This window comes from Bifidobacterium choladohabitans (assembly GCF_016102005.1).
Taxonomy (GTDB): domain Bacteria; phylum Actinomycetota; class Actinomycetes; order Actinomycetales; family Bifidobacteriaceae; genus Bombiscardovia; species Bombiscardovia choladohabitans.
Genome location: NZ_JACFPL010000002.1, coordinates 22,355 through 34,522, shown reverse-complemented (window position 1 = coordinate 34,522; position 12,168 = coordinate 22,355). Strand labels below are relative to the sequence as shown.

At 60.6% G+C, this 12,168-nt stretch carries 6 protein-coding genes and 2 pseudogenes; 3 read left to right on the top strand and 5 right to left on the bottom strand.

Features of this window, described 5'->3' with window-relative positions; genetic code table 11:
• Positions 1-24: 24 nt before the first annotated feature.
• Complete coding sequence (locus tag H3S97_RS03675) at positions 25-1,380, bottom strand: glycoside hydrolase family 30 protein (protein WP_232356266.1); 1,356 nt, start codon at positions 1,378-1,380, stop codon at positions 25-27.
• Between the two features lie 51 nt (positions 1,381-1,431).
• Entirely contained in the window at positions 1,432-2,766 is a 1,335-nt protein-coding gene (locus tag H3S97_RS03670) for an MFS transporter (RefSeq protein ID WP_198219684.1), read from the bottom strand.
• Between the two features lie 299 nt (positions 2,767-3,065).
• On the opposite strand from H3S97_RS03670, the gene H3S97_RS03665 reads away from it, so the two are divergent.
• Positions 3,066-3,683, top strand: a complete 618-nt coding sequence (locus tag H3S97_RS03665) for a TetR/AcrR family transcriptional regulator (RefSeq protein ID WP_198219972.1) — start codon at positions 3,066-3,068, stop codon at positions 3,681-3,683.
• Positions 3,684-3,743: 60 nt separating this feature from the next.
• On the opposite strand, the gene H3S97_RS03660 is transcribed toward H3S97_RS03665, so the two are convergent.
• The 3 genes and pseudogenes from H3S97_RS03660 to H3S97_RS08575 form a co-directional block, all read right to left on the bottom strand.
• Positions 3,744-4,388: a sugar O-acetyltransferase gene (locus tag H3S97_RS03660; RefSeq protein WP_198219683.1), complete on the bottom strand. Its 645-nt coding sequence runs from the start codon at positions 4,386-4,388 to the stop codon at positions 3,744-3,746.
• A 217-nt stretch (positions 4,389-4,605) separates the two neighbouring features.
• Positions 4,606-5,823 (bottom strand): annotated as a pseudogene (locus tag H3S97_RS08580) (acyl-CoA dehydratase activase-related protein); the annotation flags it as partial.
• A 513-nt stretch (positions 5,824-6,336) separates the two neighbouring features.
• Positions 6,337-9,882: pseudogene (locus H3S97_RS08575) on the bottom strand (acyl-CoA dehydratase activase-related protein); the annotation flags it as partial.
• 577 nt (positions 9,883-10,459) lie between these two features.
• Between H3S97_RS08575 and xseA the strand changes: the two are divergent.
• A complete protein-coding gene (gene xseA, locus H3S97_RS03650) occupies positions 10,460-11,734 on the top strand; it encodes an exodeoxyribonuclease VII large subunit (RefSeq protein WP_198219681.1) in 1,275 nt (424 codons plus the stop codon).
• A 105-nt stretch (positions 11,735-11,839) separates the two neighbouring features.
• Complete coding sequence (locus tag H3S97_RS03645) at positions 11,840-12,163, top strand: exodeoxyribonuclease VII small subunit (RefSeq protein ID WP_198219680.1); 324 nt, start codon at positions 11,840-11,842, stop codon at positions 12,161-12,163.
• Positions 12,164-12,168: the final 5 nt, after the last annotated feature.

Below are 12,168 nucleotides of genomic sequence, written 5' to 3'. Positions count from 1 at the left end.
CAATCTTAATCTACAAGACTCATTTCATAGGACGAAGGTGTTGAAGGATCGCGGCTCCAGAGTCGCCTTGAAGCCTTGGCTCCCTTCGTTATCTTCTCCCGGCCCGGAGAAGGAGAAGGGCATGGCACGATCCAGGGCGTTCTGGACCACCACAACAATCGACCCATCCGGGTTTTCGAAGGCTGTGGCCATGGAGCTGAAATGGCCGCGGGTATCCAGCAGGCGAGCGCCCGGGCGCACATAGTGCGAGTAGTGGCGCATGACGTAGTACTCGGGGTTCCGCCTGACCTGGCCAGTGGTGGTGTCGACGGTGAAGAGGGAGTTCTGCCGCCAGCCCCAGGTGGATATGCCCTGGCCCAGGACCATGTTCCAATATGTGTAGCAAGTGGCTCCAGCCCGCAGATACCGGTTCACCAGCGAGAAAACGTATTCGGCGTATTCCCAGGTGTTGCCGCCCATGCCGCATTCGGACTCGGTCTGCTCCAACTCAATCTCAGGCCAGGACTGGTGAGTGCGCTCGATGACATGCTGGCCGGCCCACTGGTAGCCGATGCCGGCGATGTACCTGCGGCAGTCCTCGTCGAAGAGGATGTTGTCCACATAGCGGTTGTAGTTCTCCAGGATCATGCCTTCAGGACCGAATTTCATATCCTCGGGACCGTTCAGGGTTCCTAAGAAGATGGCCGTGTCCGGCGCCTCCTTGGCGAAGAGGGGACCCAGATAGTCGCGGATGAAGATGCGCATGTCCTCGCTGGACCAGAGGCAGGAGGGGAACTTCTGATCCGCAAAGACCTCGTTCTGCACATGCAGCTGGTCGATGTGGATGCCGCGGCGGTCATATTCGCGCACATACCGCAGAAGATAACGGGCATAAGCAGATAGGTTGCGCTCGCTCATGTCGATTCGCCCGAAATTGTAGACTTTGGGTCGTTTCATCCAGGTTGGCGGACTCCATGGGCTGGCGAACAGTCCCATGTCCGGTTGATACTTCTGGGCCTGGCGGATATACGGAATCAGGGTCTGCTCGTCGTGGTCGACGCTGAAATGCTTCAGATCATAGTCACCGTCGGTTTCGTCGTAGCTGTACCAACTTGCAGCGAAGTCATTGGCGCCCACCGGAGTCCTGTTGAAGGTCAGATTCAGCTCATCCGGGCTGAAGAGCTCACGGATGATCCCCTCACGTTTCTCCTCCCCCAGCTCTTGCAAGGGCAGCCACCCCAACTCATTGAAGCAGCCGCCAAACCCTCGCAGAGTCTGCTTTTTGGCACCGGTACATTCCAGATCAGCTGACGTCTCCATGGCGGAGGCAGCCAAGTGCTGCTCCTGCATGGCCTGCTGCCGAGTGGTTGCAACCCAGATTGGTTCTGCATTCCTATTCATGGATCTTCTGCTCCTTTGCATATTTTCCCTGTATGACCGTAGAGGCCAGGATCACTTGACGTTTCTGATCATCAGGATAAAGACGCATCCCAACAGGGCAAAAACGATGGCCGTGGGGAAAGCCGCCGCATAACCCCAGTTCAGGGTGATGAAAGACATGACCAGAGGACCGGCCATTTGCCCCAGTGTGGTGGCCAGGTTCAGGATGCCAAGATCCTTGCCGGCCTCCTCCTTGCTGGGCAGGACATCGACGTTGAGCGCCTGGTCGACGGACGAATAGACCCCGTAACCGAACCCGGCGATGCCGGCGTACAGGTACATGCCCATGACCGTGGGGCTGATCCAGGGCATGGCGATGCCGATGGCAAAGAGGACGGAGGCGATGACCACCGGCACCTTGCGCCGCCCGATCAGGTCGGAAACGGGCCCCGAGACCAACGAGCCCAGCAGGGAAACGACCATGGTGATGACGGACATGACCGAAATGGTTGCAGCTGCCTGTGTTACGGTTTGGCCCACATACTTTTCGATGATGTAGAGCTGATAGGCGGAGATCATCTGATAGCTCAGCAGCATGCAGAGTCTTCCGACGAAGGCCCTATAGAAGTCGTGGGCTCCATGGAAGCGCGGAGGCCGGAAAGACTTGAGCACGTCCATGAGGGTGCCCTCATCCTTGGGCAGGTAAGCAGCCGAGCCTTCCCTGGGCATGATCAGAACGGCCACAACACCACCCAGGAACATGAGTACGCCGGCGAGAACGAAGCCAGTGAACATATGGGTCACCAGGGCAGCACCGATCAGAGAACCGATGGGTGAACCGATGGTGGAGCCTGCCCCGTAGAAGGCGGACAGGGTCCCGCGTACACCGGATGGCACGCGGTCGGACAGGATGGCCACCATAGGGGCGATCATGCAGTTCAGTCCGAACATGCAGAGGCAATACACAATAGTCAGCAGAACGGGGTTGGTGGTCATGCCCGTCAGGAACAGGGTTACACCACCAAGGACTGCACCACCTAGAATCCATGGAGTTCGACGCCCGTACCGGGAGCGGCTGCGATCTGAGAAGTTGCCGAAGAGCAGATTGGAGACCAGTGAAGCCACGGCCGTGCAAGCATTGACTATGCCCATCAACGCCTCGGGAGCGATGCCGGGGACCAGCTTGAGATGTTCGGGAAGCAATACGACGCTGACAATTCCCAAGCCCGACATCCACAGAATACCGAAAGCCAGGAAGCTCGCACCAAACCGAAACAGGGTCTTCTTGGGAACCGGTCTACCAGTCTCAGGCGATAATAGTGGATCACTCTGTGCTGCAGCAAGGGCAGCCTTATGCGCCTGCAGAAGTTCAGAATCGTCCGATGCAGGGGTTGTTGAGTCGCTCATGGTGTCGACCTCTTTCAACTAGTCTTCTCTGACACGTCCAATGTGTGGCAGACAACCATATCTACCAACCATTAGATAATCACATATTCAACAGGCATTCGATATATTTGTCAAATCAATGACCCAGTACGGATTCGCGAACGACAAGGACTTACTTGTCCGATACCCTACCGAGTCGAGACCCTGTCGAGCCTACGGGCGTCACCGTTATGAATCCGGCCACCATGTACCATGAGTATCAAACGACCGGCAGCACCCAGACCTTCAAGGACAACGAAAAGGAGCCGCAAGACCAGACAATGGCGAGCCGAACCAGAAAATCACCAGAGGTGAGACGGGCGGAAATCACACAAGCCGCCGCCCATCTCATCAGCCAGCATGGATACAACGGCATATCCCTCAAAGATGTCGCTGACATGGTGGGGATGTCACAGCCGGGCGTCCTCCATTATGTGGGCAGCAAGGAAGGGTTGCTATCCCTCCTGGTCACGGACATTTATGACGTCAATGGCACCCCGGAGGAATTCATGCAGACAGGCCTGCCCGGGTCCGACCCCGATCATCCGCATCTTCCGGCCTATTTCGACTATCTGGTCGCCCACAACGCGGGGCGGCCCGAACTCACCCAGCTATATACGGTCCTGGAAACCGAGGCCATCTCCACCAACCATCCCTTGCACGATTACTTCATCCGCAGGCCGACAGAGGTCTGGGCGCACTATTCCAAATTCCCCTGGCTGCTTCCTGATGGCATAGAGTGGGCGGCAGACATGCCAGGCAAGGTGAGAATGAGTCTGGAAGTCATGGACGGCATACAGATACGGCTGCTGCGTGAGCCGAAAATCGACTACATCCGGGAATGGAGCCGGTTCAAGGCGCTGATCTTCCCCTCCCCGCTCTGGGATGGGTACTGCTGATCAAACCCACGACCGCAGGAGTCAACCCGACAAAGTGATACCGGGCACCGGCCAGCCCGACTAGTCCATCCTGAAGGGCCTGGCATCATAAGGCGCCTGATACCGGCGATCCCTCCAGAAGTATTCATAATCGTGGTCATTGATTGAACGGACGACCTTGCAGGGGTGGCCGTAGGCGACCACGTCGGAGGGGATGTCCTTGGTGACCAGGGACCCCGCCCCGATGACCGTGTTGTCTCCGATGGTCACTCCCGGCATGACGATGGCGCCTGCTCCAATCCACACATTCCTGCCGATGCTGACCGGAACCGTGAACTGGGGTGTTCCATAGGCTCGTATATCGGGGCGAATGGTGTGCCCGGTGGTGACGATGGTGACATTGGGACCGAACATGGTGTGGCCGCCTATGTCAACGCGTCCGTCGTCAACCAGAACCAGGTTGAAGTTGGCGTAGCATTTGCTCCCCCAGTAGGTGTTGCAGGCCCAGTTGGCCCGTATCGGCCCCTCAATCCAGCTGCCTTGGCCGAATGAGCCGAACATCTTCTTGCAGAGGTCCTGCTTCTTCTCCACCTGGCTGGGACGGCAGGCGTTGAGCTCGAAGACCAGATCCTGCTGGGCGTCCTGGACCTGCTTCATTTCGGGTGTATCGGCAATGTAGATCTGGTCGGTGTCCAGCAGAGCCTTGATCTCCTCACGGCTGGTCATGGGAACCCCCTCTTTCCTTGATCCTCGTGGTTCAGCAATTCCGAGGCCGGCGCGTTGGCTCCGAACACCGGCCTCGGCCTGGCGGCTACAGGCTCTCCAGAACCTTCTCCTCGTCCTGGACGGGTGCTGCCTGCCCCGCATCCAGGCCGGTCGATTCCGCCGGCTGGGATTCCACGGCTGCCTTGTGGTCCTGGCCGAGCTTTTCCTGGTCGCCCGGCTTCTTGGCAGCGGCGATCATCAGCTTGATCCTGTTGAGCTGGTTGGCCTCAGAGGCGCCGGGATCGTAGTCGATCGAGACGATGTTGGCCTCGGGGTAGGTCCTGCGGATCTTGCCGAACATGCCACGCCCGGTCACGTGGTTGGGCAGGCAGGCGAAGGGCTGTGCGCAGACGATGTTGGGCGCGCCGGACTGGATCAGTTCGATGATCTCACCGGTCAGGAGCCAACCCTCTCCGGCCTGAACACCCAGGGAGGTGACCGATGCGGCCTTCTCCCTCAGATCGCTGATGTGGGCGGGAATGTCGAACTTCCCATGGGAGGCCTTGAAGCCGGCGATCATAGGGGCACGGTAGACATCCGCAGCCTTGAGGACGATCTTCTTGACACCCACCTGGCCGCCGGTGCCCAGCATCTCCTCGTTCCATTCAGCGTTGGAGATGCCGTTGACCATGAAGTCGCAGACACCGGGGAGCACGGCTTCGCATCCCTGACTCTCAATCAGGTCGACCACGTGGTTGTTGGCATCGGGATGGTACTTGACCAAGATCTCCCCGACTACGCCCACCCGTGGCTTGCGGGGGATATTGCGCAGGGGCAGCTGGTCGAAGGCCCGGATCATCCGCTTCATCAGCGTGCCATAGGGCAGATAGCCATGGCCATAGACCTTCTTGGCGGTCTTGGAGTACCCGTGGTGCTCGATGGTCTCCTTGCAGATCGTGTCCCAGAGCTTGTAGAGCTTGTTGGCTGAGCCGGGCTCCTGCTCGTAGGGGCGGACCCTGAGCAGGCACTCGATCATGGCGTCGCCCAGATAGAAGGCCTTGACGGCGCGGTGCAGCAGAGCCGGAGTTACCTGAAGGCCGGGATTGGCCCGGAATCCTTGAACGCTCAGGGTGATGATGGGGACGTAGCCATAGCCGGCATCAGCCATGGCCTTGCGCAGAAGGCCATAGTAGTTGGTGGCCCTGCACATGCCGCCGGTCTGGGTGACGATGACCGCGCACTTATGCGGGTCGAATCTGCCGGACAGGAAGGCGTTGACCAGCTGCCCCACCACGATGATGGCCGGGAAGCAGGCATCGTTGTTGACGTACTTGACCCCGGTGTTGATGTCTTCGGGCGTGGCATGCTTCAGGAGCTCGAAGTGGTAGTCGGCGCTCGAGAAGACCGCCTCCAGGAGGGAGAAGTGCACGGGGGACATCTGCGGTGCCACCACCGTGAATTTGTGTCCCATCTCCTTGGTGAAGCGATGTTCGGTGGCGTACTTGGACAGGGTCGGCTTGGCGGCGGCTCCGTTGGCTTGGACATCCTTGACCTGTCCGGCCGGGCGCTCTGCCGACTTGCTTTCGGCTTCCTTCTGCCGCGATGCCATGGTCTCCCGGATGGGCCTGATGCCCATGGGGTGAAGACCTATCAGACCCTGATCGCTTTTGTCGTGCAGGGCCACGAACCGGGCCAGAGCCACGATGTCGGTCTTGCGCTGGGAGAGGTTGATCTTCTGCGCGTTGGTGGACCGGAACCCATCGGATTTCAGCTGATCAGGCGCATCCGCTTCCACTGCTTCAATATGGCTTGCAAGGTCTTGAGAATTCTGAGAATCAGACGAATCCTCCACCCGAACCAGGTCAGGCGATGAACCAACTTCCTTGACCGCGACCTTCGCAGGCGCCTGTTCCATAACGGGCGCTTCCTTCCGGTCTTCGCTGTCCTCCTGGGCCAGATCCCGCTGATGGCGTTCGTCCATGGCAGCCTTCAGCGAGCGCAGACGAATCTTGGCAGCGCCCAGGTTGGAGACCTCGTCAATCTTCAGCTGTGTGTAGACATCGCCCTTGTCGGCCAGAATCTCCTGGACCTGGTCGGTGGTGATGGCGTCCACGCCGCATCCGAAGCTGACCAGTTGGACCAGCTGCAGGTCGGGATACTCGGAGACGAACCTGGCGGCGGAATAGAGCCTGGAGTGGTAGGCCCACTGGTCGGTCACCCTCAGAGGCATCTTCTGATGGTCGTCACCAAAGCCCGGCACGGTCTTGCGGAACTTGGCGGCCGTGGGGTTGTTGGAGGCCAGGGCCCGCTCCCCCGCCGCCGGAATGATATAGTCGCTCAGCTTGGGCAGTTTATGCACGTCCAGCTCGCAGATCGAATCCTCTGAAAGCACGGCCATGCCCAGGGAGCAGATGGTCTCGGGAATGCCGTGGTTGACCTCGGGATCCACATGGTAGGGGCGTCCCGACAGGACCACGCCCTTGACCCCGTACTCCTGCATGTAGGCCAGGGCGCGAAGACCCTCCTGGCGGACGTCCTCCTTGAACCGGGCATCCTCACGGTAGGCCTCCTGGACAGCGGTCCGGGCCTCCTCCTCGCTGACCTTGGCCCAGTCGAAGACCTTGACGATCCGCTCGACCATCTTCTCCTTGTTGGACAGGTTGAAGTAGGGCCGCATGAAGCGGACGCCGTTCTCCTTGAGCTCGGCCATGTTGGCCTCGATCACCACCGGGTAGTTGGCCACGATGGGGCAGTTGTAGTGGTTGTCCGTATCGGGAACCAGTTCCTGCTCATAGGTGACGCAGGGGTAGAAAATGGTCTTGATGCCTTTGTCGACCAGGGAGTGGATATGCCCGTGGACCAGCTTGGCCGGGTAGCAGATGTTCTCGGAGGCGATGGACTCCATCCCGCTCTCGAAGAGCTCATGGTTGGAACGCCCGGATATCATGACACGGAAGCCCAGTGAGGTCAGCAGGGTGAACCAGAAGGGGTAGTCCTCGTACATGTTGAGCACACGGGGGATGCCGATATCACCCCTGGTGGCCTTGTCCGGGGTCAGGCGACGGTAGGCGAAGGCCCGCTTGTACTTGAAGTCGTAGAGGTTGGGGCGGTCGGAGCGCTTCCTGTTCTTGTCTCCGCCACGCTCGCAGCGGTTCCCGGTGACATAGCGACCGCCGTCCTCGAATTCGGTGATGGTCAGCTTGCAGTGGTTCTGGCAGAGCTTGCAGACATCGTGGGTCGTGGTCATGGAGAGGTTGTCCAGATCATCCCCCGCCAGGATGGAGCTGACCACATGGCCGTCCCGCACCTTCAGGTCGGGCAGGGTCGTCTTGAAGCCCTGGTCGTTCTTGGAGGCAATCTTGTTGACGGCGACCGGTGACACCTTTGACTGGGTGGAAGTCGGAGCCCTGTTGGGCGTGGTCGGCGTGCTGCCCACGGACTTCGCCCCGTCGACCACGTGAGAGCTTGCCGCGACGATATCCTCGACCTCTTCATTCTGCGGGCAGTGCATGCGGGCCGTCAGCGCGGCGCCGTAGGCTCCCATGAGCCCGGCGATGTTGGGCCTGGTCACCTTGCGGCCGGTCAGGAGTTCGAAGGCCCGCAGAACGGCATCGTTGAGGAAGGTGCCTCCCTGGACCACGACCACCGGCCCCAGGGCGTTGGCGTCACGCAGCTTGATGACCTTGTAGAGGGCGTTCCTGACCACCGAGTAGCAGAGCCCGGCGGCGATGTCCTCCGGGGAGGCGCCCTCCTTCTGAGCCTGCTTGACCGAGGAGTTCATGAAGACCGTGCAGCGGGAGCCCAGATCGGTCGGGGCCTCGGAGGCCAGCGCCTGCTTGGTGAAGTCCTGGATGCTGATGCCCATGGACTGGGCGAAGGTCTGCAGGAAGGACCCGCAGCCTGCCGAGCAGGCCTCATTGACGCAAATCGAATCGATGACCCCGTCGTTGACGGCGATGTACTTCATATCCTGCCCGCCGATGTCGATGACCGAGGTGACGCCGGGGCTGATCTCCTCGGCGGCCCGGTAGTGGGCCATGGTCTCGACCACACCCTCGTCAACATGCAGACCAGCCTTGACCAGACCCTCACCATATCCGGTTGCGCAGGCACGGGCGATGTAGGCGCCCTCCGGCAGGGACTTCCTGACCTCCTTGACGATGTTGGCGGCGGCGATCAGCGGGCTGTCCTTATGCACTCCGTAGGTGGACCAGACGATGGTCTTGTCATCGTTGATCAGGACGGCCTTGATGGTGGTGCTGCCCGCATCGATGCCCAGGAAATGCGGCCCCTCGGCTCCGGACAGATCCCCGGTGGGGATGACCTGGGCACCATGCCGGTCATTGAACTCCTTGCGCTCGTCTTCGTCCAGGAAGAGCGGCCGTATCGTTCTGGCCGTGGAAGGCATGTTCTCCAGGCCCTTCAGGGCGGAGAGGACACCATCCAAGGAAGTCAGATCAAAGTTCATGTCCTGATTTCGGCTGGCATCCGTGGCGGCCTCAGCCGCCGGAACCTTGTTCCCACCGTCCACCAAGGTGGTGGTGCGGCCGTCCTGCATGGCATCCTGCAGAGCCATCTTGTCCAGGTTCGAAGCCTTCTCGGACCGTGCCCTGTCGACCTCCGCCTGATCGAGCCCCCAAGCCGGGCCGAAGGGGTCGTTTACATCGGTCTCTGGCGAGTAGTCGGTCTTGACCTTCGCGGCCTTGTCCTGGTCGTCCTGGTCGTGGCGACCAGCCATGATGGCGGCGCCATAGGCCACATAGAGGTGCGCGTTCTCGGGAATGATATAGCGGCTGACCCTGTCCTGGAGGATCCGCTTGAAGGCTTCCCTCAGCTCACTCATAAAGAAGAGAGGTCCGCCCAAAAAGATCACGTTGCCACGGATGGGACGTCCGCAGGCAAGACCTGAAATGGTCTGTGTGGCAACGGCGTTGAAGATTGATGCGGCCAGATCCTCCTTGGCGGCTCCATCGTTGATCAGAGGCTGCAGGTCGGATTTGGCGAAGACCCCGCAACGCGATGCAATGGGATAAATGGTCTTGTACTTGGAAGCCATATCGTTCAGGCCGGAAGCATCAGTATTGAGCAGGGTGGCCATCTGGTCGATGAAGGCTCCGGTCCCGCCTGCGCAGGATCCGTTCATCCGCTGCTCCGGGGTGGGCTTCAGATAGGTGATCTTGGCATCCTCGCCGCCCAGCTCGATGATCACATCCCCCTCGGGATAGGTGGCGTTGATGGCCTCGGTCTCGGCGATGACCTCCTGGGCAAACTCAGCCTGAAGCTGGCTGGCAAGCTCCAACCCGCCCGAGCCGGTGATCACCAGGCTGATGGGATTGCCAGCCAGGCCAACCCGTGACAGGGAGAGCCTGATGTCGGTGACCAGTTCCGCCACGCACTGTCGCACATTGGCGTGGTGGCGGCGATAGTCGCTGAAAAGCGCCTGATCCAGCCTGTCTCCTGTGCCAAGAACCACGGCCTTGACTGTGGTGGAACCAATGTCCAAACCCACACGCAGGAGATCCCGCGGTCCTGTGCCCTTATATCGACCCGCTATGTCGACGCCATCAGACATGAAACAACCTCAATCCGTGAGACCGCCGCATGATGGGCTCGAAAAGCAGACACCACATCATATCCGGCTTACTTTATTTATGCTACCGCCAGAGCGTGAATAACTTCCGCGATCCAGGGAAACAAGACTGTCTCCTATGACACAGCCTCCTATGACACAGCCACCAGCAAAACCGCCTCTGCTGCAGGCAAGCCGCAGACGAGGGCAGGCGCAGCAAGGCGTTGTTCCAACCCCTCTCCTTCACACTTTGACCTCAATCCAGCCTCCTTGCAAACGGGAGAAATGCCACTGTGCCCTCGGCGAAATCGGCTCAAAGAACAATCGGCAGAGGGCCTGCAGCAGACCGGCAGAGACATGGAATTGTCCCCGTATTGAGAGACCCTGAGAGGACGTTTCCTTCGCTGACCAACCCGCATACCATCCTGTACGGGCTATGCCGGATGAGTTGGTCAGGCTGGCGGAACCGATGGTCAGGAGGCATCAGGTGCGAGCATACATGGGTTCGAACATGCGCGGGTCGATGGGTGCGTCGACTGGCTCAGCCCCATCCGGACTGGCCCCCAGGCCCTTGGATCAGCTGCCCCGCCTGGCACGAGATACCACCGAGGAAGATCCCTGGCCGGTCAGTGTGCTCAGTCAGAAGTACCACGACGCAGTGGCCCGCTGGCCCGGAGCCTGGGTGGAGGGTCAGATCGTGGAGATCAACACCCGCCGGACCGGTTCGGCATACCTGACCCTGCGCGACAACTTCGAGGACATCTCCATCAACGTCATGGGCTTCCGCGCCTTCGCCACCCAGGCCAGGGACTTCCGCCAGGGCGACCGGGTGGTGGTGCACGGGCGGCCCGACCTGTGGATCAAACAGACCCGTCTGAGCTTCATGGCCGACCGGATCAAGCGTGTGGGCACCGGCGACCTGAAAGAGCAGATCGACCAGCTCAGGCGCAAGCTCAAGGGGGAGGGCCTCTTCGATGCAGAAAACAAGGTTCCCCTGCCTGAGTTTCCCCAACGCATCGGCCTGATCTGCGCGCCCAAGGCCAGGGCCGAGGGGGATGTGATCACCAACGCCCGTCTGCGCTGGCCCACAATCGAATTCTCCGTGGTGCACGCCCACGTCCAGGGTCCTCAGTGCCCGCCCGAGGTGGTCGAAGCCATCCAGAAGCTGGATGCTGATCCTGCTGTGGATGTGATCATCGTGGCCAGGGGCGGCGGCAGCTTCGAGGACCTGCTGGGCTTCTCGGACGAGTCCGTGGTCCGGGCCACGGCAGCCTGCGTCACCCCCATCGTCTCGGCCATCGGCCACGAGGACGACTGGACCCTGATAGACCTGGCGGCGGATCTGCGCGCCTCAACCCCCACCGACGCAGCCAAGCGGGTGGTGCCCGACCTGGTCGAGCAGGAGGGCATCATCCAAGAGGCCCGGATGCGCATAAACGCGCGCATCGAGAATATGGTCGAAGGCGAGACACGGCTGATCGAGGGATACGCCAACCGCCCCAGCCTGACCAAGCCGCAGACCATGCTGGACAAGCCCCAGCGGCTGGTCGATGAGTCCCTGGTTCGCCTGGACATCGCCCTTCGGCGGATCGTGGACGACGCCTCTCTGACCGTGGAGAAGCTCCAGTCCTCGCTGACTGCCCTCTCTCCCCAGTCCACGCTGGACCGCGGATACGCAGTCGTGCAGACCCTGGACGGGAAGGTGGTCGTCAGTCCCCAGCAGGTCCAGACCGATCAGGATCTGACCCTGACCGTCAAAGAAGGTCGGATCGAGACCAGGGTCGTCAGCGTGCAGTGACCGGTCCGGCATGTTCAACCACATATAATCATCCGCGATGATCATCCACATCGTCAGAAATTCGATAACACACCAGATAGCAATCATACAGGAAGAGGAGCAGGCATGAGCGACACCGACGAGGAGCAGACCAAGGACCAGGGTAAGGAAGAGCCGGTATTGGCTTCGGCCCTGAGCCAGAAGGAACGCGAGACCATCGCCAAACTGCCCTATGAGCAGGCCCGGGATCAGCTGATCCAGGCGGTTCAGGCGCTAGAGGCCGGCGGCCTGGACCTGGATGCCTCCATGCGTCAGTGGGAGATTGGCGAGGCCCTCGCCAAGCGCGCCCAGGAGCTGCTGGGCCAGGTGCGGGCCAAACTCGATGCGGCCCAGCAGGAGCAGGCCAGCGCCGGGGCCCAGGCTGGCACCCAGTCCAACCTGGATGCCTGAAGTCC

Bases quoted from the DNA above. Each gene is read 5' to 3' on its own strand.
- H3S97_RS03675 (WP_232356266.1), bottom strand. From the start codon at position 1,380: ATGAATAGGAATGCAGAACCAATCTGGGTTGCAACCACTCGGCAGCAG.
- H3S97_RS03670 (WP_198219684.1), bottom strand. From the start codon at position 2,766: ATGAGCGACTCAACAACCCCTGCATCGGACGATTCTGAACTTCTGCAG.
- H3S97_RS03665 (WP_198219972.1), top strand. From the start codon at position 3,066: ATGGCGAGCCGAACCAGAAAATCACCAGAGGTGAGACGGGCGGAAATC.
- H3S97_RS03660 (WP_198219683.1), bottom strand. From the start codon at position 4,388: ATGACCAGCCGTGAGGAGATCAAGGCTCTGCTGGACACCGACCAGATC.
- xseA (WP_198219681.1), top strand. From the start codon at position 10,460: ATGGGTGCGTCGACTGGCTCAGCCCCATCCGGACTGGCCCCCAGGCCC.
- H3S97_RS03645 (WP_198219680.1), top strand. From the start codon at position 11,840: ATGAGCGACACCGACGAGGAGCAGACCAAGGACCAGGGTAAGGAAGAG.